Origin of the sequence: Pseudomonas sp. S4_EA_1b (assembly GCF_016307435.1) — a bacterium.
Taxonomy (GTDB): Bacteria; Pseudomonadota; Gammaproteobacteria; order Pseudomonadales; family Pseudomonadaceae; genus Aquipseudomonas; species Aquipseudomonas rhodesiae.
Map to the genome: position 1 here is coordinate 195,275 of NZ_JAEILC010000062.1, position 20,347 is coordinate 215,621.

The 20,347-nt window shown below is 61.7% G+C and carries 16 protein-coding genes; 11 read left to right on the plus strand and 5 right to left on the minus strand.

The genetic code is table 11. The annotated features are described in order from the left end of the window. Window positions 1–7 precede the first annotated feature (7 nt). The gene (locus YA0848_RS20620; protein ID WP_034098284.1) at window positions 8–343 is read right to left on the minus strand and encodes a DUF6388 family protein; all 336 of its coding nucleotides are present in this window, start codon (window positions 341–343) and stop codon (window positions 8–10) included. After that, a complete protein-coding gene (locus YA0848_RS20625) occupies window positions 336–602 on the minus strand; it encodes a hypothetical protein (protein WP_034098282.1) in 267 nt (88 codons plus the stop codon). Before YA0848_RS20625 ends, YA0848_RS20620 begins: the two co-directional genes overlap by 8 nt. A gap of 322 nt (window positions 603–924) precedes the next feature. Between YA0848_RS20625 and YA0848_RS20630 the strand changes: the two genes are divergently transcribed. Further along, complete coding sequence (locus YA0848_RS20630; RefSeq protein WP_169903100.1) at window positions 925–3,000, plus strand: PTS sugar transporter subunit IIC/EAL domain-containing protein; 2,076 nt, start codon at window positions 925–927, stop codon at window positions 2,998–3,000. Here the strand turns inward: YA0848_RS20630 and YA0848_RS20635 are convergent. From YA0848_RS20635 to YA0848_RS20645, 3 genes are read right to left on the minus strand one after another with little or no spacing between them, the layout of a single operon-like run. After that, entirely contained in the window at window positions 2,997–3,839 is an 843-nt protein-coding gene (locus YA0848_RS20635; RefSeq protein WP_034098278.1) for a metal-dependent hydrolase, read from the minus strand. The two genes, YA0848_RS20630 and YA0848_RS20635, sit on opposite strands and share 4 nt — an antisense overlap. Before the next feature lie 15 nt (window positions 3,840–3,854). Then, on the minus strand, window positions 3,855–4,745 hold the full coding sequence (locus tag YA0848_RS20640) for an SDR family NAD(P)-dependent oxidoreductase (RefSeq protein ID WP_034098276.1): 891 nt from the start codon (window positions 4,743–4,745) through the stop codon (window positions 3,855–3,857). After that, window positions 4,742–6,280 (minus strand): flavin-containing monooxygenase, encoded by a 1,539-nt coding sequence (locus tag YA0848_RS20645; RefSeq protein WP_184315837.1) that lies wholly within the window; start codon window positions 6,278–6,280, stop codon window positions 4,742–4,744. The genes YA0848_RS20640 and YA0848_RS20645 overlap by 4 nt, the downstream gene beginning before the upstream one ends. A gap of 277 nt (window positions 6,281–6,557) precedes the next feature. Here YA0848_RS20645 and YA0848_RS20650 point away from each other — a divergent pair, with 277 nt between their 5' ends. The 10 genes from YA0848_RS20650 to YA0848_RS20695 all read left to right on the plus strand — a co-directional run bounded on the left by YA0848_RS20650 (window position 6,558) and on the right by YA0848_RS20695 (window position 20,156). Then, on the plus strand, window positions 6,558–7,550 hold the full coding sequence (locus YA0848_RS20650) for an alpha/beta fold hydrolase (protein ID WP_034098273.1): 993 nt from the start codon (window positions 6,558–6,560) through the stop codon (window positions 7,548–7,550). 308 nt (window positions 7,551–7,858) lie between these two features. Beyond that, on the plus strand, window positions 7,859–9,139 hold the full coding sequence (locus YA0848_RS20655; RefSeq protein ID WP_034098271.1) for an alkane 1-monooxygenase: 1,281 nt from the start codon (window positions 7,859–7,861) through the stop codon (window positions 9,137–9,139). Between the two features lie 133 nt (window positions 9,140–9,272). Further along, window positions 9,273–9,767, plus strand: a complete 495-nt coding sequence (gene praA, locus YA0848_RS20660) for an alkane oxidation protein activator PraA (RefSeq protein ID WP_034098269.1) — start codon at window positions 9,273–9,275, stop codon at window positions 9,765–9,767. 133 nt (window positions 9,768–9,900) lie between these two features. Next, on the plus strand, window positions 9,901–10,395 hold the full coding sequence (praB, locus tag YA0848_RS20665; protein ID WP_034098267.1) for an alkane oxidation protein activator PraB: 495 nt from the start codon (window positions 9,901–9,903) through the stop codon (window positions 10,393–10,395). A gap of 133 nt (window positions 10,396–10,528) precedes the next feature. Further along, complete coding sequence (locus YA0848_RS20670) at window positions 10,529–11,983, plus strand: outer membrane protein transport protein (protein ID WP_103387527.1); 1,455 nt, start codon at window positions 10,529–10,531, stop codon at window positions 11,981–11,983. Between the two features lie 229 nt (window positions 11,984–12,212). Beyond that, window positions 12,213–14,738, plus strand: coding sequence for an acyl-CoA dehydrogenase (locus YA0848_RS20675; RefSeq protein ID WP_169903094.1), 2,526 nt, complete (start codon window positions 12,213–12,215; stop codon window positions 14,736–14,738). 149 nt (window positions 14,739–14,887) lie between these two features. Beyond that, window positions 14,888–16,231, plus strand: a complete 1,344-nt coding sequence (locus YA0848_RS20680; protein WP_169903092.1) for a 3-oxoacyl-ACP reductase — start codon at window positions 14,888–14,890, stop codon at window positions 16,229–16,231. Between the two features lie 4 nt (window positions 16,232–16,235). After that, a complete protein-coding gene (locus YA0848_RS20685) occupies window positions 16,236–17,126 on the plus strand; it encodes a MaoC/PaaZ C-terminal domain-containing protein (protein WP_169903091.1) in 891 nt (296 codons plus the stop codon). Continuing rightward, window positions 17,123–18,421, plus strand: coding sequence for an acetyl-CoA C-acetyltransferase (locus YA0848_RS20690; protein ID WP_040268513.1), 1,299 nt, complete (start codon window positions 17,123–17,125; stop codon window positions 18,419–18,421). Before YA0848_RS20685 ends, YA0848_RS20690 begins: the two co-directional genes overlap by 4 nt. Window positions 18,422–18,452: 31 nt before the next feature. After that, window positions 18,453–20,156 (plus strand): AMP-binding protein, encoded by a 1,704-nt coding sequence (locus YA0848_RS20695; RefSeq protein ID WP_169903089.1) that lies wholly within the window; start codon window positions 18,453–18,455, stop codon window positions 20,154–20,156. The last annotated feature ends 191 nt before the right edge of the window (window positions 20,157–20,347 follow it).

The window sequence follows — 20,347 nt, forward strand, 5'->3', positions numbered from 1 at the left end:
GACGGCTTTAACCGGGCAGGTCGTGCAACTGGCAGTAATCGGCCCAACTCATGCCCGCCATCTGCGCCACTTCCTTGTGCACTTCCAGGCGCTGGGCTTCGAACGCTTCAGGAGAGTCACTGGTGAGCTTGAGCGTCAGCTCCCAAGCAAACAGGCCCAGGCGCTCGGCTTCGGCTTCGAAGGCCTCGTGCAAACGTTCGGCGCGGTATTCGGCCAGGGTTTCACCCCTGGCCCGGGCGGCCAGAGGGTTCAAAGCATCCAGTTCAGCGACCAACGTCGGGTGCGCTGCCTGAAAGCGTTCGAGGGCTAGTCGGTGACTATCGCCGGGGCCGGATTCAAGCACGGGAGCCTGCCTCCAGATGCGTCTTTCTGCGTCGGGCGCGTTTGCGCAAGTGGCGGTTCACCCGAGATTGCAGTGGATCGAGGATAAAGAACAGCAAGTAAGCTGTCAGTACCAGCGTCAGGTCAATCCAGGTTCCGCCAATGGGGCCCGAAACCTCTTCGATCACATCTTTGATCAAAAACAGCAGAGCTACACCGCTTAACCACAGCGCTGCGTTAAGCAGCAGTGGGCGCATCGCATTCGACAACTTATGTTGCATTTCGAGCTTACCTCCTTGGTACCTGATACCACTCAGGCGCTGTTTCCCTGAATGGGCACCTCAGCCTGAGACTTCACCGGGCTGCCCATAACGCTTCAAAAGCCGGCAATAGTACCCGTTCAAGAGAGATTAGGAATTTTAGCTGTTCCGAAAGTTCAATAAATCGTCAGCGAAAACTTACCGATGCTGCGACAGCCAGCCAATAAAATTGCATGCCCATCCTTCAAATCTCTTTCGCTCCCGATGCCAGGACGTGTAGCGTTAGCCCGTGTTTACGGGGCCCTGCCTTAAAGGGCGTATGCGATGGGCAGAGGGATGGGTCATGGTGCAAACGCTCTCCAAACTTTTCTTCACCCAGCGCCTGGCCGCATTGGCCAGCACTGAGTCATTGCGGGCGATCCGCGAAGGGTTGTTGTGGATTCTGCCCTGCCTGCTGGTGTCGGCCGGTTTCCTGATTCTGTCCGAATTCGCGCGGGTGCTGGGGTTCGAGCCTTCGGTGGTGGCGTTCCTCGCTGGGCTGCATAACCAGATCAGCTCGGTCATCCCGCTGCTTGTGGCAGCGTCCATTGGTTACATGTTGGCAATTCAGCATCGCCTACCGCAGTTGCCGGTTGCCTTTCTGTGCCTGGCTCATGTGGTGGTGGCGACGTTCATTCTGCGTGACTACCCGCGAGCCTCGGCGACCTTTGTGTTGTTTATCGCCATCGCCTCGCCGCTGCTAAACGTGCCGGCGATGGCATGGCTGCACCGTTATCGTTGGACTCGGCTGGTCAATGAGGACCTGGTAGGGCACAACCTGCGCGGCACCATCAATATGGTGGTGCCCGGCGCCATCACCGCTCTGGTACTGGTGATAGTGCTGTCTCTGCTGCTACAGGTGCCTTATGTGGCGCAGTTGCAGGGGCCGCAGGTGCTGGGTGCGCTGCAGTCGCCTTACGGCAGCGGCTTGTTTGTGACGTTGATGAACTCGCTGCTGTGGTTCTTCGGGATTCACGGCGTGTACGCCATGCAGCCGCTGTTCGATGTGCTGGATCAGGCCGTGGTGCTTAATGGCACGGCACTGGCGGCCGGCGAGCCGATCAAGTACCTGTTGAACAGCGGTCTGCTCGGCAGTTTTGCGTTTATCGGTGGGTCTGGCAGTGCGTTGTGCCTATTGCTGGCGATTCTGCTGTTTTCCAAGAGTCAGTCCATGCGCCTGGTGGCGGTGGCGAGTTTGCCGTTGTCGCTGTTCAACGTCAGCGAGGTACTGTTGTTCGGCTTGCCGATCATCCTCAATCCGCGGCTGTTCATGCCCTTTCTGTTAGTACCTGCCTTGAACGCGATGCTGGCTCTGGGGGTGGTGCATATGGGCTGGGTGTCGCCGGCGGTAGCCAGCGTGCCGTTCACCTCGCCGGTGCTGCTCAATGCTTATCTGAGCACCCATGGCGACCTGGCGGCGGTCGGGTTGCAGGTGGCGTTGCTGGGGCTGGGCACGCTGGTTTATGCGCCGTATGTACGGGCCATGTATCGCCAGGCCAGTGAAGGCGGCACGGTATACCTCAAGTCCCTGGACATGACCTTCCGTGGCCTGGAGGAAAAAGGCCGGCTGCGCGAGCTCGACCCGGTGTTGACCTCCCACAAAACCCTGGCGCGCCAAGCCAATGAGCTGAGCCGCATCCAGCAGATCAGCGACTATGATTTTTATCTGGAATTCCAACCCCAAGTCTCGACCCTCACCGGCCTGTGCACCGGTTGCGAAGCCTTGATGCGTGCCCGCGATGGCCAGGGCACGGTGCATTCGCCCTGGGAATTTCTGCAGTGGCTGGCTCAGGCGCAGTTGATGCCGGACGTGGATATGTGGGTAGCGTCCCAAGCCGTGCGCCAATACCAGCAGTGGCAAAAGCTCGGATTCACGCTGCCCATGACCATCAATATCTCCAGTGCGACCTTGACCGATGCCGCCTACGGCGAACGCCTGGTCGGCATTCTGGCCCAGGCTCACGGGTTGGTTTCTGTGGAAATCACCGAAGACGCCCTGGTCAGCGATATCCAGGCCACCCGCCAGACCATTCAGAAACTCCAGGCGATTGGCGCCAAGGTGTACATCGATGATTTTGGCACCGGGTTTTCGGCCCTTAGTTATCTGCACCAGTTTCCAGTGGACTTCATCAAGATCGACCGCAGTTTCGTAGTCGCCCAGCACGACCCCAAGGGCGCCCAGGTCCTGACGGGCATGCTGCGGTTCTGTGAAGCGCTGAACCTGGGCGTGGTGGTCGAAGGCGTCGAGACCGCCGAGCAACTGGCCTTCCTGAACACCGGCAGCGAGCTGTTTATCCAGGGCTGGTATTTCAGCAAGGCGCTGCCGGGCGATCAATTGCAGCGCTTTGTGCGCGAGCGTGCGGCGCTGGCGCAGACCTAGGCGGATTCGTAGCGGCGTCGGGTTTGTTCGATATCCTCGACCAACGCGTCGATACCGGCCAGATGCGCGCGGTTGTCGTGATCCCATGGGTGAAAGCCCGGTTTGAAGTAATGCAGCCACGGCACCAGCATGCGCGGGAATACACCTTTGGGACCGTACAGAAACTTGAGCATGCGCCAGAACCCTTTGAAAAAGCCTCCCGCCTTGCGGTCGGCCACCAGCAAGCGCACATGAAAATCCAGCACCACCAGCCAGAACAACAGCGTGGTGGTCAACATGGTCCCGGTGCGCAGCAGGTAGCGCGCGGGCCCAGGCTTGATCACCGTATTCCACACGTCAAACGCCACCGCTTTGTGCTCGGTTTCTTCCAGGGCGTGCCAGTACCACATTTGTTGGTAGCCCTTAAGTGAGTGGCCGAAGCGCGACGGGTCGCTGAGCAGGATCTCGGCCAGCATGGCGGTGTAGTGCTCCAGAGCGATGGTCACGGCCAGGTTGAAAGCCGGCGGCAGGTGTTTTTTCTGCCAGTCGAGGATGAATTTCAAGCGCCGGTCGAGGGTATGCGCCGGCAGGCCCGCCGCTTGCAGCAGATCGTTATAGGCCACATGTTCGCGGCTGTGCATGGCTTCCTGGCCGATAAAGCCCTGGATTTCCTTTTTCAACAGCGGGTCGTCGATGCGCTGACGGTAGTGGCGCACGCTGTCCATAAAAAACAGCTCACCCTGGGGAAACAGCAGCGACAGGGCGTTGAAGAAGTGTGTAACGAACGGGCCTTGCGCGTGCCAGTCCTTGATGCGCTCGGCGGGTAGGGCAAAACGGACATCGCGACGGATGGGTAGCATGGGCTGTGCTCCTGTTCAGAGACGGGACTCGTCATTGGTTTCGAACACCGGCGTGCGCGGCTTGGGGGCCATGCGCTTGCTGGCGAACACCACCAGCGCCTGATAGGCCGCCGGCAGGCAGCGGGCGAGCAGGTCGAGGGCGTAGGCGTCGCGGCCGATCAACACGCGACGCTTGTTTTTGCGCACGCCGTGCAGGATCACTTTGGCGGCCTGGTCGGCATCAGTGATAAACAGTTTTTCGAAGTCGGCGCGGGCTTGTTGCTCGCTTTGGATCAGAAAGCCGGTCATGTTCGCGTCGATGCGGCTGCTGCGACAGATGTCGGTGCGGATGCCGCCGGGGTGGACACAGGTGGCCGACACGCCGCAGCGTTGCAGATCGAGTTCCTGGCGCAGCGCCTCGGTAAAACCGCGCACGGCGAACTTGGTGGCGTTGTAGCCACTCATGCCGGGTTGGGCAAACAGCCCGAACACGCTGGAGGTGTTGATCACATGCCCCTCGCCACTGGCCTTGAGATGCGGCAGGAACGCCTTGGTGCCGTGGACCACGCCCCAGAAATTGATGCCAACGATCCACTCCAGGTCCGCGTAGTCCACGCCTTCCACGGTGCTCGACAGCGCCACGCCGGCATTGTTGAACACCAGGTTGACCTGGCCATGTTCGTCCACGCAGCGCGCGGCCCAGTCCTCCATGGCCTGGCGGTCGGCCACATCAAGCACCTGGGTGGTAACCCGCACTGGCGACAGGGTGGAGGTCTTGATCAATTCCTGGGTGTGCTCCAAGCCTTGAGCGTTTTTATCCGCCAGCGCCAGGTGGCAACCTTCGCGAGCCAAGGCCAGGGCCAAGGCGCGCCCCATGCCGGACGCGGCGCCGGTAATGGCCGCCACGCGACCGTTGAATGACTTCATGACAGGCTCCCTTCGATATTGGCGTGGGCCACCGCGACTGTGCGCGGCGTGGCGTTGGCCGTCGTCACGCCCGCTACATAGTCCTTGAGCGCGAACTGGCGGGTGACCTGCTTGAAGCGCCAGGTCGAGCCAGGCCACAGCGTGGTGTTCTTGCCGGTGCGCGGGTCCAGGTACCAGCTCTGACAACCGCCGGTGTTCCAGATGGTGCGCTTGAGTTTGTCCTGCAGATGGGCGTTATAGGCCTGCTCCACCGACGGTTTGACCTCCACTGTGGCAATGCGCTGGCGTTGCATCTGCTTGAGCGCGTCGAGGATGTAGGCCACTTGGGCCTCGATCATCAGGATCATCGAGTTGTGCCCCAACCCGGTGTTGGGCCCGATGATCAGGAACAGATTCGGGTAGCCCGGCACCGTGGTGCCTTTATAGGCATGGGCGCCGTCGCGCCAGGTGTCCATCAGGTCCACGCCGTCGCGGCCAATGATGCAGCCACGGGGCAGGGGGTCGCTGGCTTGGAAACCGGTGCCGAAGATCAAGCAATCGGCCGGGTGCTTGATGCCGTCGGCGGTGATCACCCCGTCCGGCTCGATGCGCTGCACGGCCTCGGTTACCACCTCCACATTGCTGCGCGACAAGGCCGGGTAATAGTCGTTGGAGATCAGCACGCGCTTGCAGCCGATGGTGTAGTTCGGGGTGAGGGTTTTGCGCAGGGAAGGGCGCGCCACTTGTTTATGCAGATGGCGCAGGGCGATGCGTTGCACCGTCTTCATCAGCCGCGGGTGCAGCGCAAAGCCCACCACGCGGCCTTCCAACGCCCAGTAAAACGCGCCGCGCACCAGGCGCTGGGTGAAGGGCAGGTGCTTGAACAGCCAGCGTTCGAACGGCGAGATCGCCCGGTCGGGCTTGGGCATGATCCACGGCGGCGTGCGTTGGAACAGGTCGAGGTGGGCCACCTGCGCAGCGATCTGCGGTACGAATTGAATCGCACTGGCGCCGGTGCCGATCACGGCCACGCGCTTGCCTTTCAACGCGTATTCATGGTCCCACTGCTGGGAGTGGAAGCGCTTGCCCTTGAAGCTGTCCAGGCCCGGAATATCCGGCAGCGCCGGACGCGACAGGCCGCCCATCCCGGATACCAACACCCGTGCGCTCACCTGGCGGCCATTGCTGAAACTCAATTGCCAGCGTTGCTGTGCTTCGTCGAATACCGCACGGGTCAGCCCCATGCCGAAGCGCAGGAAAGGCGCCAGCTCGAAACGCGCGGCGCACTGCTCAAGATAAGCGCGGATTTCCGCCTGCGGCGCGAACTGCCGCGTCCAGTTCGGATTGGGCGCAAACGAAAACGAATAAACATGGGACTGCACATCGCAGGCACAACCGGGGTAGTGGTTGTCGCGCCAGGTGCCGCCGAGGCTGTCGGCCTGTTCGGCGACGAAGAAGTCGCGAACCCCAGCTTCCTTGAGTTTGATGGCCATGCACAGGCCGGCAAAGCCTGAACCGATGATGGCGATGTCGATCGAGTCACTGTGGGCATTCATAGGCTGTCCTTGGTGGGCATCGCAGGTGCTCCTGTTTTTGTTTTGTCGTGTGGAGAGAACGCCATTGCAAAGGAAAATTTAATTAATTATTTTAAAAAAGATTTTAAATAATCTACCTGAAAATATCGCCTACGCTAGGTCCTTGTCTCAAATGTGCGATTTGTCCGACGGACGCGCACGCTGTGCATGAGGTTCGGGTCCAGGGTGTGGACGGTGGCCGAAGCCCGACCAATTCCGGTGGGGTGCGCGGCGGCAGGGAATGCAGAGGACCGAGCGCATGACGATGGAATGGGTGGTGGCTGCGGGTGTGGGAGCGTGTGTGCTGGCCTGGGGCTTTAGCGCCTGGAAGACGCGGCGCATTGAAGCGGCGGTGCCGCGCGACGGGCATGTTGTCGAGGTCGACGGCGAACGCTTCCACTATAGGGACGAGGGCAAAGGCCCGCCGCTGGTAATGATTCACGGGCTGATGGGCAGCAGTCGCAACCTCACCTACGCCTTGTCCGCGCAGTTGCGCGAGCACTTTCGGGTGATCACCCTTGATCGTCCGGGCTCGGGTTATTCCACGCGCCACGCAGGCACCGCAGCCGACTTGCCGGGGCAGGCGCGGCAGATTGCCAGGTTTATGCAGACCCTGGGCTTGGACAAACCTCTGGTGCTGGGGCACTCACTGGGCGGTGCGATTTCGCTGGCGCTGGCCCTGGATCATCCTGAGACGGTAGCGGGCCTTGTGCTGGTGGCGCCGCTGACTCATCCCCAACCGACTTTGCCGCTGGTGTTCTGGTCACTGGCGGTACGTCCCGGTTGGCTGCGCCGCTGGGTCGCCCACACGCTGACAGTGCCCATTGGCCTGTTGACCCGCCGCACGGTGGTCAAGGGCGTCTTCGCGCCGGACCCCGCCCCAGACGATTTCGCCACCCGCGGCGGGGGGTTGCTGGGCATGCGCCCGAACAACTTCTATGCCGCCTCCAGTGAAATTGCCCTGGTCAACGATGACCTGCCGCAGATGGTCAAGCGCTACACGAGCCTGACCTTGCCCATTGGCCTGATCTACGGTGCCCAGGACCGCGTGCTGGACTTTCGCAAGCACGGTCAGGCCCTCGCCGACGCGGTGCCGGGCCTGAAACTGCAACTGGTGGAGGGGCGCGGCCATATGCTGCCGATTACCGCCACGGCGCGGGTGGTGGAGCTGGTGCAGCAGGTGGCCAAGCGTGCGCGGCCGCTGCAAAACGTCGCGCCTCTACCCCCGCCCGTTGCGCTGGCGAATAAATAATCGTGAGGTGGGTCGTGGCCGAGGGCGAGGCAAAAGGTTGTTTTAGAGACCTGACTGCAGAGCAGAAAAACAGACTGCGCAGTCACGTCAAAAAGCCCTCGACAAAGTAGTTGACGACCTAACGATTCCGCGCTATCTATTTAAAAAAATATTTCAATATTTATTTTGAAATGAATTTTTTGAAGTGCCTAAGAGCGAATAACAATGAAAAAAACGCCTTTTGTCGCCCGTTTATGTTCCCGCAGCCTTCTGCGCTCCCTGCACCTGCTGTGTGCCCCTCTGTCGGCGCGTGTCGCCCGGAGGCTGCCATGAACCAGACCCTTACAGCACCGACCGTATGGGCCGACGGTAAACGCCACCTGTGGTGGCTGGGCATCATGCCCCTGGCCACACCGCTGTTGTCCGGGGCATTGGCGATCAGCACCGGTATCCAGCAACTGTGGTGGGTCGGGGTGTTGGTGATCTTCGGCCTGATCCCGCTGATCGACGGCCTGCTCGGCGAAGACGTCAGCAACCCGCCGGAATCCGCCGTCGGCCACCTCGAATCCCAACGCTATTACCGCTGGATCGTCTACACCGGCGTGCTGTTCGTCATCGCCTCGGTGGTGATCACCGGCTGGCTCGCTGCGGGCGGTATCGCCTGGATCATCGACGGCGGGCTGATTCGGGCCACCGCCCATCTCGACCCGGGTAACTGGATGTCCCAGCTGGCCACTTACGTCACCGCCCGCACGCAATTGCATGGCGAACCGAGCTGGTTCACTTACCTGGGCATGGCCATGTCGACCGGCGCCGCCACCGGCATTGCGATCAACACCGCCCATGAGCTGGGGCACAAACCCAAACCCCTGGAAGTGTTCCTGGCCAAGGTCACCCTGGCGCCGACCTTTTACGGGCACTTTTACACCGAACACAACCGTGGCCATCACGTCCGCGTGGCCACCCCGGAAGACCCGGCCAGCTCGCGTCTGGGCGAGAGTTTCTGGGCCTTCCTGCCGCGCTCGGTGTGGTTCAGCGCACGTTCGGCCTGGAACCTGGAGCGTGAACGCCTGCGCAAACTGGGCCTGCCGGCCTGGCACTGGAAAAACGGCGTGCTCAGTGCCTGGATGTACAGCGTGGTGCTGTGGGGCGCGATGATCGCCTGGCTGGGTGCCGCGGTGATTCCATTTCTGATTATTCAGGGCATCTACGGATTCTCGCTGCTGGAAGTGGTGAACTATGTCGAACACTACGGCCTTAAACGTCAGAAGTTGCCCAACGGTCGTTATGAGCGCTGCTCGCCACGGCACTCCTGGAACAGCAATCGGATTGTCACCAACATCTTTCTGTTCCAGTTGCAGCGCCATTCCGACCACCATGCCAACCCCACGCGCAGTTATCAGTCGCTGCGTCATTTCGATGAGTCGCCGCAACTTCCCTACGGTTATGCGAGCATGATTGTCTGGGCTTATGTGCCGTACTTGTGGCGCCGACGCATGGACCATCGGGTACTTAAGCATTATGCCGGGGATATCACCCTGACCAATCTGCAGCCGTCACAGCGTTTGAAATACCTGGAAAAGTACGGGAATAACGCGACCCCGTTCTAATGTAATTAAAGCGAGCGTTAACGGCGCCAGATATATCCAGCGTGGGGGTTTTGTCGCCCTCGATTTACCGCTCAAGTTTTCAGCAAGTTGTGTTTGACCCGAACAAAAACAATTAAAGGGAAGGACGTCTACCATGCAAGCACCTGCCAAATTCACTGCCCATGTTGTACTGGCTGCGTTGGGCCTGATCGCCTATCACCAGGCCCAGGCTGCCCGTATCGAACCGGCCGGCAGCGCCTTTACGGCCCAGGGGCCGATCAGTTTTTCCAAGGGCGCGCTGATCAGCGCCGATTGCACCATCAAAGTGGCGGGGAAAGTGGCGGCCGATGGTTCATCGGTCAATGTCGATAAAGTTGAATTCGACGGCGGCCTCAAGTGCAGCCGGGTCGAAGCGATTAACTTGCCGTGGGTATTGGTGGCTAAAGACAGTCGTAGTGGGTCCATGTCGAAAATCAGTGTCGACGTACATGCTTTCGGCCTGGGCGGTAAGTGCGGTCCTTCCACCGCCGACGGCACCTGGGATAACGCCACCGGCAAGTTGGAAGCGGCCAATGTGCCGATTGGCGAAGACTGCAAGATTAAAACGGTGTCGATCAAGATGCCGCCTAACTTCAAGGTCGTTGAATAGCAACACACGTTAATAGCGGTAATTACATTGAGATTTGGCTGGAAAGGGAAGTTCTGCAGTTTCACCGTGACCTCTCGTTCATGGCCATTACCCCCTGGCGAAATGAATTCGCCATAACATGTGAGGAAAAACAATGAAAAGCTTGAAAACCCTCGTATCGTTGTCTGCTTTGGCTGTCTGCATGGGTGCTGCGTCGATGGCGAACGCCTATAGCATCGCTCCGGTAAATACCAGCTTCACCGCGCCAGGGACGATTTCGGTGAAATCACCTTCTTCGTTCCAGGGCACCGTTAACTGCGGTGCTACCTTCACCGGGAATGTTGACGCCACTGGCGTTGCCAAAATCACCGGTGTAGCGGTAACCGGTGGCGGGCTCTGCGCCTTGCCGAAAATCACCGGGCTGCCTTGGACCCTGTCCGCCACCGGCCCGTCGGCGGGTTCCGTGACCAACGTCGGCTACACCATCGCTGCCTCGATTCTGTACCCGGCTTCCAATTGCGGCCCGTCCACCATCGCCGTGGGTTACAGCGGCGGGGTGCTGACGGCGGCCAACCAGACCCTGAGCGGCAGCTGCACCGTCGTCAGTCTGAGCGTCACCCCAAGCCCAGCGCTGACCATCGTGCCTTGATGGTCGGCTGAGAACGAAGGGCTGATCACCCGTAAAAAAGCCGGCGCCCTTACCGGGCGCCGGTTCAAGCAGGGCCAGGCAGCAAGACGAACCGGCAGGGCCGGCTCAGAGCGATAATAATAAGGAGTGCCGCATGAATAATAAGAAACAACAGATGCAGGTTTTGCTGGGGCTGGCATTGATAGGCGGCGTGGTGATGACCGCACCTGTTCAGGCCGGCGGTTTTTCAACACCCACCTATGGCGCACCAGGCTGGGGCCGGGCCTTTGCCGGCGGTTCGCTGTTTAAAAACGATCCCAGCTCGGCGTACAACAACCCAGCGGCCATGGCCTTCGTCGACCGTAATGTGGCGCAACTCACCGTCGACTACGCGCGCATCAAGATCAAGTACAAGGGCGATGCCTTCGACTACACCGGCAACCCGACTTCCAGCACACCGTTGGACGCCAACGGTTTCCCTGACCTGGCTGCGACCACCCAGAATAACAACGACGGCGGCGAGGGCGGTTTTACCGCTTGGTTACCCACCGGCTTTATGGTCATGCCCCTTGGGGACCGGTTCGCGTTTGGCTTGAGCCAGGTCGTCCCACAAGGCATGCGTTCCACCTGGGATGAAAATTCCAAACTGCGCGACTTTGCCGTGGACACCAAAATCGAAACAGTGGGGCTCACAGGCTCCTTGTCCTTCAAGGTCAACGATCAGTTCTCCCTTGGTGGCGGGTTGATCGTGCAGCACAGCAAGGGCTTCGTCAGTCAGAACGTCGACCTGCTGTCCGCCGCCGCCGTGTCCGATTCGGTCCTGGGCGGCATCAACTTCCCATCGGATGTGGGCACCGCACTGATGCGGGTGAAGGTCGACAATATTTCGACTGGCTGGTTTACCGGTATCGTGTGGAAACCCACCGACCGCGACACGCTGGGCCTGAACTACCACGCCAAGATCAAGAACAAGATGACCGGCAAGTACACTGTCCGTGCCGATCAGTTCTCCAATAACCTGATGACCCAGCCGAGCCCGTTTGGCGGCACCGGTACGCTGGTCAATACCGCCTATCCAGGGCTTGAGTTGTACCCGAACGGTGCCCATGCCAGCGTGCAACTGGACATTCCCGCCACAGCGGGCCTGGACTGGGTGCATCAGTTCAATGACCGTTTCACCATGGGCGCAAGCGTCACCTGGACCGAATGGTCGTCGTTCAAGAACCTGACCCTCGAATCCGCAGGCACCACGGTTGTCTCCATTCCCTACAACTACAAGAACACCTGGATGTATTCCTTGGGCGGCGACTATCGCTTGACCGATGAACTAACCCTGCGTGCCGGTGTGGCCCTTGACCAGACACCCACCCGCAACTCGACGCGCGACCCGCGGATTCCCGACGGCGACCGTACGTTCCTGTCCTTGGGCGCCGGTTACGACGTTAAAGCCGTCAAGGGCTTGAGCCTGGACTTGGCGTATTCCCACCAGTTCGTTCAGGAGGTCAAGCTCAAGACTCAAAACGTCGATCGCCTGGGCGGCGCGCGTCTGGACGGTAAAGCCGAGTCGTCGGGTGATGTGGTGAGTGTGTCGGCCACTTACGCGTTCTGATCCTGGGCTGATCAGCGAGGGCAGTCAGCGCATCTGGCTGCCTCGTTCGACCATTTTTCAACACTTCGGCTGAGCCCGCTCAGCCGCTATTTTTTGGTCCAAGCATTAAATAAAAATTTCAAAACAAAATTTGAATTTGTGTTTCCCAGTTTGTAGTGTGGCGTTACGCCGCTGTCGCGTTTTAGCGAGCTGCGTAGCTGTCGTGCCCTGAATCGAGTAGAGGTATCCCATGGTTATCTGGTTATTGGCGGGTTTCGTAGCGGCGCTTGCCCTGGCGTATCGACAAGCGGCGGCGGCCCAGTGGTTGGGGGGCAGCCTGGTGTGGCTGGCATTCGGTTACCTGTTCTCCGTGGTTGCCGGTGTTGGCGTCACGGTCGCCGCGCTGCTGGTGGTGGCGCCTGCGCTGCTGATGACGATCAAGCCCCTGCGCCGCGCGTTGTTGACCAGCAAAGCCCTCGGCCTGTTTCGTACGATCATGCCGGCCATGTCTGATACCGAGCGCGCAGCCATCGAGTCCGGCACGGTGTGGTGGGACGCCGAACTATTCAGCGGCAAGCCCAACTGGCAGCGGCTGTTACAGGCCGCTCCGGCCAGCCTGAGTGCCGAGGAACAGGCGTTTCTCGATAACGAAGTGGAAACCCTGTGCGACATCGCCAACGATTGGGAAACCACCCAGATCTGGCAGGACATGTCGCCCGAAGGCTGGCAGTACACCAAGAGCGCCGGGTTTCTCGGCATGATCATTCCCAAGCAATACGGCGGCAAAGGCTTCTCCCATTACGCCCATTCCCAAGTGGTGATGAAGTTGTCCACCCGTTGCTCGGCGGCGGCGATTTCGGTGATGGTGCCCAACTCCCTGGGCCCGGCCGAACTGCTGCTGCATTACGGCACCGAGGCGCAGCGCAATTACTACCTGCCGCGCCTGGCCCGTGGCGAAGACATCCCGTGCTTCGCCCTGACCAGCCCCTATGCCGGCTCCGATGCCGGGGCGATTCCCGATGTGGGCATCGTCTGCAAAGGCGTGCATGAAGGGCAGGAAGTGTTGGGCTTTCGCGTAACCTGGGACAAGCGCTACATCACCCTCGGCCCGATCGCCACGGTGCTGGGCTTGGCATTCCGCGCCGAAGACCCGGACGGCCTGCTCGGCGCGGCCGGCTCCCTGGGCATCACCTGTGCGTTGATTCCCACCGCCCACCCCGGCGTCAACAGCGGCCGGCGGCACTGGCCGCTTAACGCGGTGTTCCAGAACGGCCCGACCACCGGCAAAGACGTATTTATCCCACTGGATTGGGTGATCGGCGGCCGCGAGCAGGTTGGCAATGGCTGGCGCATGTTAATGGAATGCCTGGCCGCCGGCCGCGCGATTTCCCTGCCGTCGGCCAACGTCGGCCTGGGCAAGGTGGCGGTACGGGGCACGACGGCCTACGCCGCCATGCGTAAACAGTTCGGCCTGCCCATCGGCAAGTTCGAAGGGGTGCAAGCGCCGCTGGCGCGCATGGCCGGGCATTTGTATGCCTGCGACGCGGTGCGCAAAGTCTCGGTGGCGTCCCTGGATGCTGGAGAAAAACCCTCGGTGATCTCGGCCATCGCCAAGTACCACGTTACCGAGCGGGCGCGGATGATAGTCAACGACGGCATGGACATCGTCGCCGGCAAGGGCATCTGCATGGGCCCCAATAACTTCCTGGCCCGCGCCTATCAGCAAAGCCCCATCGCCATCACCGTGGAAGGCGCGAACATCATGACGCGCTGCCTGATTATCTTTGGCCAGGGCCTGATCCGTTGCCATCCCTATGTGTTCCGCGAGATGGAAGCGGCGCGCAACCCGGACCGGCGCCAGGCCCTGGAAGCCTTCGACAGCGCCATGTTCGGCCACGTGAGTTTTGTGCTGGCCAATACCGTACGCGCGGCGGTGCATGCACTGACCGGTGGCAAGCTGATTGCCGCACCGGCCAAGACCGAACCGGCGCTGGCGTCCTACTACCGCCAGGCCAATCGGCTGTCGGTGGTGTTGGCGTTGATCTCGGATATCTCCATGGGCGTGCTGGGCGGTGCGCTCAAACGCAAGGAAAGCCTGACCGGGCGCCTGGGGGATGTGCTGTCGCAGCTGTACATCTTGTCCTGCGTGCTTAAACGCTTTGAGGACGATGGCCGGCCCCAGGCGGACCTGCCGCTGGTGCATTGGTCGGCCCAGGACGCGTTGCTGCGCGCCCATGAAGCCCTGGCCGAAGTGCTCGACAATTACCCCTCCAAAACCGCCGCGCGCGCGGTGCGGGCCTTGAGTTTTCCATTCGGTCTGCCCTTGCGCAAACCGTCGGACCGCCTGTTAGCCGACGTCGCCGATGCGGTGCAGACCCCCGGCGCCACCCGCGACCGCTTGCTGGCCGATTCCTACATCCCGCGCCCGGAAATCGACAAGCTGGCCTACGGCGAACTGGGTTTCCGTTTGCTGCCCCAGGTCGAGCTGATCGAAGCGCGCCTCAAGCCGGCGATCAAGCAGGGCCTGCTCGAACCGCTGCCGGTATCGACCACTGCGTTTACCGCCTGGCGCATCAAGGCCCGGGCCCTGGACTTGATCAGCGACGACGAAGACACCTTGCTCGCCCGCTACGTGGAATACGCCGATCACGGCATCCAGGTGGATGACTTCCCTCAGGACTTCGGATTGTTGGAGGCGTTGCAGCAACGCAAGCAGGCGCTGGAACCGGTCGCCAAGCGTCGTACGGCCCAGGGCGAAAACGCCTCGGTCAACTAAGAAACCCCGGTCAGTGTAGGAGGGGGCTCGCCCCCGATAGCGGTGGTTCAGCCAATGAGCCGGTGACGGCTAGATCGCTATCGGGAGCAAGCCCTTCCCGCATTGGATCGGGTTTACACGGTCAGAATGTGTTGAGAGTGATTGCTGATATGAGTGACAGCTACCTAACCTTCGTCAATTCCCCCTGGGGCCGTCGCCTGGCCCAGGCGGTGGGCTTGCCCCAGCCCTTGCCGCTGCAGCGCCATCGCAGTGGCCAGCAGGGCCTGGTCAATCCGGTGATCGTCGCCGGGGCAGGGCGCCTGACGGCCCAGGTGCAACGGATATTCAGCGCCACCGACACGGTGGCCGCCACTGCGGCGACGCTCAAGGCGCCCTCCACGGTCAAGGTGCAGGGCGCGGTGTTCGATGCCAGCGGCGTGGCTAACCTGGAACAACTCGACGAGCTGTACGCGTTCTTCCACTGCAACGCCAAACGCCTCGGCCAGCACGCGCGGGTGGTGGTGCTCGGCACGGCGCCGGAGCACTGCGCGGACTTGCCCCAAGCCGTCGCCCAGCGCGCCCTCGAAGGTCTGGTGCGGTCCTTGGCCAAGGAACTGCGCCGGGCCATCACCGTGCAGTTGCTGTACGTAGCGCCGGGGGCTGAAGACGCGCTGGACAGCAGCCTGCGGTTTTTCCTGTCGCGCCGTTCGGCCTATGTGTCGGGGCAGGTGGTGCGCGTGGAAGCCCCGGTGGATGGTCACGTCACGGTCAATTGGGATAAGCCGTTCGCTGGCCGCCGTGCGTTGGTTACCGGTGCGTCCCGTGGCATTGGCCTGGCGATCGCTCAGGTACTGGCTCGCGACGGCGCGCACGTGGTGTGCGTGGACGTGCCCCAGGCCCAGGCTGCGTTGCAACAGGCCGCCGACTCAGTGAACGGTTCGGCATTGCCGCTGGATATCACCGCGCCCGACGCCGCCTCATCGTTGCAGGCCCATGTCAGCCAGTACGGTGCCTTCGATGTGGTGGTGCATAACGCCGGGATCACCCGCGATAAAACCATCGCCAAGATGAGCGAAGCGGCGTGGCAGAGCGTGCTGGCGGTCAACCTGCAAGCGCCGCTGTGCCTGAGCAATGCGTTGCTGGACGGCCAGGGCCTGAATGCCGGCGGGCGCATTGTGTGCGTGTCGTCGATTTCCGGCATCGCCGGTAACCTCGGGCAAAGCAACTACGCCACTTCCAAGGCCGGGGTGATCGGCCTGGTGCAAGGGCTGGCGCCACGGGCGGCGACCCAGCAGGTTACGGTCAATGCCGTGGCGCCGGGCTTTATCGAGACGCAGATGACTGCCCGCATCCCGTTGATGATCCGCGAGGCGGGGCGGCGGATGAATTCGCTGTCCCAGGGCGGGCAGCCGATCGACGTGGCCGAAACCATTGCCTGGCTGGCCCATCCGGCGTCGGGCGGGGTTAACGGCCAAGTGGTGCGCGTCTGCGGCCAAAGCTTGTTGGGAGCCTGAAGCCATGGACGACCTGACGCAGATCATCGACCCACCACCGTCACGCACGCGACTGCTGCTGGATGGTGTGCGCGCACTGCGCAAACCCAAGCTCGACGGCGCGCCGCAGCTGCCCAAGGCGCGCCTGGTACGCCCGGCGGTGGAGCTGTCGGCTGAGGGTATCGCCGCGTATGGCCGCGCCTGCGGTTTTCGCCGTGAGCAGGGCGTGCCATTAACCTATCCCCATGTGCTGGCCTTTCCTTTGCACTTGATGCTGTTGACCCGCCCAAGTTTTCCGTACCCGGCCAGTGGCATGGTGCACTTGGCCAACCGTATCCGGCAGCATCAGCGCTTGCAGGAAGGCCAGGCGTTGCGGCTGGAAGTGTATGCCGAACGCTGGGTCGCGCACCCCAAGGGCCAGGCGCTGAGCATCGCCACCCGTGCCTATAGCGCTGGCGCACTGGTGTGGGAGGGCGACAGTCTGTATCTGCGCCGGGGCGTGGCCGATCCGGTCGGCGCGCCTTGGGACGAAGCGCTGGCGCTGCCTTCAGACAGTTTGGTACGCACTCAGAAGTGGCTGTTGCCGGCCGACCTGGGGCGACGGTTTGCCAAAGTCTCCGGGGACTTCAACCCGATCCACTCCTCGGTGATCGGCGCCAGACTGTTCGGTTTTCGCCGCGCCATCGCCCACGGCATGTGGACCTTGGGCCGCGCGCTCGCCGCCCAGCAACCGCCGGGTGGCCTGGAGCGCGCCGAGGTGCAGTGCGAATTCAAGTTGCCGATCCTGTTGCCCGGCCAGGTTGCGCTGTGGAACTTACCCGCCAGCGGCCCGCGTCGCGCCTTCGAAGTGCGCAACGGTGCGGGCGACAAGCCCCATCTGCGCGGTCTGCTGTCCCTCAATGAGAACCTTCAATGAGTCACTACAGTTTTAACCCGGCGCCGACCCGTCGCGTGGCGATCATCGGCGGCAACCGTATTCCGTTCGCCCGTTCCAACACCGTGTACGCCCACGACAGCAACCAGGATTTACTGGTGGCGGCGCTGCAGGGCTTGGTAGACCGCTACAACCTGCACGGCCAGCGCCTGGGCGAGTTCGCCGCCGGTGCGGTGATCAAGCATTCGCGGGATTTCAACCTGGCGCGCGAGTCGTTGCTGTCTACCACGTTGTCGCCCGAAACCCCGGCCTACGATGTGCAGCAAGCCTGCGGCACGGGGCTGGAAGCGGCGTTGCTGGTGGCCAATAAAATTGCTCTTGGCCAGATCGAAGTGGGAGTCGCCGGGGGCGCCGACACCACCTCCGACGCACCCATCGGCATCAACGAGTCCCTGCGTCACACCTTGCTGGCGGCCAACCGCGCCAAGGGCTTGGGCGACAAGCTCAAGACGCTGCTCACGGTGCGCCCATCGATGTTCTTCAAGCCGCTGCTGCCGCGCAACGGTGAGCCGCGCACCGGTCTGTCCATGGGCGAGCACTGCGAAGAAATGGCCAAGCGCTGGCAGATCAAACGCCTGGCCCAGGACGAACTGACCCTTACCAGTCACCAGCGCCTGGCAGCGGCGTACCAGCGCGGTTTCTTCGACGACCTGATCAGCCCCCATCGTGGCCTGGCCCGGGATAACAACCTGCGTGCCGACGCCAGCCTGGAAAAACTCGCCGGCTTGTCCCCCGCCTATGACCGCCAGAACGGCACGCTTACCGCCGGCAATTCCACGCCGCTCACCGATGGCGCCTCGGTGGTGCTGCTGGCCAGCGAAGCCTGGGCGGCCGAGCACGGTTGGCCGGTGCTGGCCTACCTGCGCACCGGCGAGACGGCGGCGGTGAATTTTGTCGACGGCAGTGAAGGCTTGCTGATGGCGCCGGCCTACGCGGTGCCGCGCATGTTGCAACGTGAAGGCTTGAGCTTTGCCGACTTCGATTTCTTCGAGATCCACGAAGCGTTCGCCGCCCAGGTGCTGTGTACGCTCAAAGCCTGGGAAGACCCCGACTACTGCCGCGAGCGGCTAGGCTTGGCGGCACCGCTGGGAGCAATCGAGCGGGCCAAGATGAATGTCAACGGCGGCTCCCTCGGCTGCGGTCACCCGTTCGCTGCTACCGGCGGCCGGCAGTTGGCGGCGCTGGCCAAGGCGATCCATGAACGCGGTGGCGGTCGTGGCCTGATTTCAATCTGCGCCGCCGGCGGGCTGGGCATTACCGCCATCGTCGAAAAATAGCGCTGTCAAAAACAACAACAAGGAGACTGCCATGAACGCTATCAGCCTGGAACAACGCGAACGCATCTGGTTGGACGCTTATCTGCCCGGCGTTCCGGCGGATATCGACGCCGGCATCGAAGACTACCCGTCGCTGCGTGAGGTGTTCCTGGAACACCTGGAAAAATTCCGTGAGCGTGTCGCCTACGTCAGCATCGGCACCGAAATGACCTACGCCGACTGGCAGGTACAAGGCTTTGCGTTCGCTGCCTGGCTGCAGGAACAGGGCGTGCAGCGCGGCGACCGTGTGGCGCTGATGATGCCCAATTGCTTGCAGTACCCGATCTGTTTGCTCGGCACCATCCTGGCGGGGGCGGTGGTGGTCAACGTTAACCCGTTGTACACCGCCCATGAGCTCAAACATTTGCTCAAGGACAGCGGCGCCGAAACTGTGGTGATCTTCGAAAACTTCGCCCACACCCTGGAAAAAGTCATCGAAGGCAGCAGCGTCAAACGCGTGGTAATCGCCGCCATCGGCGACCTGCTCGGCACCTTTAAGGGGGCGGCGATGAACTTCATCCTGCGCTCCGTGCAAAAGCAGGTTCCGGCCTTCAACCTGCGCGGCTCGGTGCGCTTTAATCAAGCGTTGAAACAGGGCCGGGCGCTTTACCCGCAGCCGGTGGTCATGCACCTGGATGATCTGGCGTTTCTGCAATACACCGGGGGCACCACGGGGGATGCCAAGGGCGTGATGCTCAGCCATCGCAACATCATCGCCAACCTGTTGCAGGCCAAGGCGTGGGTCGGGGACCAGTTGGATCAGGACAAGCAGGAAACCAACGTGACCTTGCTGCCGCTGTACCACATCTTTTCCCTGACGGTGAACTGCCTGATGTTCATGTGCCTGGGCGGGCGCAATATCCTGATCGCCAACCCACGGGACGTGAAGCGAGTGCAGATGATCCTGCGCAAGGAGCGCTTCAACGGCATTGCCGGGGTCAACACGCTGTTCAACGGGTTGCTGGAGAACCCGGAATTCTGCGCGCGGGACTTCTCCGATCTGCGCATGGTCATCGCCGGCGGCATGGCCACGCACACGTCAGTTGCCAAGCGCTGGAAGGAAGTCACCGGGCTGCCGATCATCGAAGGCTACGGCCTGACCGAGTGTTCGCCGGTAGTGAGCATCAGCCCCATCGATATTTCGCGTATGCGCGAGATGGAATTCACCGGCAGCATCGGCGTGCCCTTGCCTTCCACCTGGGTGCGTTTTATGCGCGAGGACGGCGAAGTCGCCGATATCGGCGAACAAGGTGAGCTGCAAGTACGCGGCCCACAGGTGATGCAGGGCTACTGGAAGCGCCCCAAGGAAACCGCCGAAGTGCTGGATGCCGAGGGCTGGCTGGCCACCGGCGATATCGGCGTGATGGACGAGCGCGGCTATATCCGCCTGGTGGATCGTAAAAAAGACATGATCCTGGTCTCGGGCTTCAACGTGTACCCCAACGAAATCGAAGACGTGGTGGCCCTGCACCCCGGCGTGGCCGAAGTGGCGGCGATTGGCGTGGAAGACGGCGTGACCGGAGAGAAGGTCAAGATTGTCGTGGTGCGCAAAGATCCGAGCCTGACCCAGGAGCAAATCCTTGCCCACTGCCGGGAATACCTGACCGGCTACAAAGTGCCGCGTTACGTGGAATTCCGCACCACCGAACTGCCCAAGACCACCGTGGGCAAGGTCCTGCGCCGCGCCTTGCGCTGATGTCAATGTATGCAACTGATCTAAAGGTGGGAGGGGGCTTGCCCCCGATGGTGGAGTGTCAGCCTGTGGTTTTTTAGCTGATGCACCGCTATCGGGGGCAAGCCCCCTCGCACCTTTGATAGCCATTCCAGGCGATGTGGTTTCAGCTGGCACGCCGAGGTGCCTGGGTTTGTGGGGCTGCTTCGCAGCCC

Bases quoted from the DNA above. Each gene is read 5' to 3' on its own strand.
- YA0848_RS20625 (WP_034098282.1), bottom strand. From the start codon at position 602: ATGCAACATAAGTTGTCGAATGCGATGCGCCCACTGCTGCTTAACGCA.
- YA0848_RS20630 (WP_169903100.1), top strand. From the start codon at position 925: ATGGTGCAAACGCTCTCCAAACTTTTCTTCACCCAGCGCCTGGCCGCA.
- YA0848_RS20635 (WP_034098278.1), bottom strand. From the start codon at position 3,839: ATGCTACCCATCCGTCGCGATGTCCGTTTTGCCCTACCCGCCGAGCGC.
- YA0848_RS20640 (WP_034098276.1), bottom strand. From the start codon at position 4,745: ATGAAGTCATTCAACGGTCGCGTGGCGGCCATTACCGGCGCCGCGTCC.
- YA0848_RS20645 (WP_184315837.1), bottom strand. From the start codon at position 6,280: ATGAATGCCCACAGTGACTCGATCGACATCGCCATCATCGGTTCAGGC.
- YA0848_RS20650 (WP_034098273.1), top strand. From the start codon at position 6,558: ATGACGATGGAATGGGTGGTGGCTGCGGGTGTGGGAGCGTGTGTGCTG.
- YA0848_RS20655 (WP_034098271.1), top strand. From the start codon at position 7,859: ATGAACCAGACCCTTACAGCACCGACCGTATGGGCCGACGGTAAACGC.
- praA (WP_034098269.1), top strand. From the start codon at position 9,273: ATGCAAGCACCTGCCAAATTCACTGCCCATGTTGTACTGGCTGCGTTG.
- praB (WP_034098267.1), top strand. From the start codon at position 9,901: ATGAAAAGCTTGAAAACCCTCGTATCGTTGTCTGCTTTGGCTGTCTGC.
- YA0848_RS20670 (WP_103387527.1), top strand. From the start codon at position 10,529: ATGAATAATAAGAAACAACAGATGCAGGTTTTGCTGGGGCTGGCATTG.
- YA0848_RS20675 (WP_169903094.1), top strand. From the start codon at position 12,213: ATGGTTATCTGGTTATTGGCGGGTTTCGTAGCGGCGCTTGCCCTGGCG.
- YA0848_RS20680 (WP_169903092.1), top strand. From the start codon at position 14,888: ATGAGTGACAGCTACCTAACCTTCGTCAATTCCCCCTGGGGCCGTCGC.
- YA0848_RS20685 (WP_169903091.1), top strand. From the start codon at position 16,236: ATGGACGACCTGACGCAGATCATCGACCCACCACCGTCACGCACGCGA.
- YA0848_RS20690 (WP_040268513.1), top strand. From the start codon at position 17,123: ATGAGTCACTACAGTTTTAACCCGGCGCCGACCCGTCGCGTGGCGATC.
- YA0848_RS20695 (WP_169903089.1), top strand. From the start codon at position 18,453: ATGAACGCTATCAGCCTGGAACAACGCGAACGCATCTGGTTGGACGCT.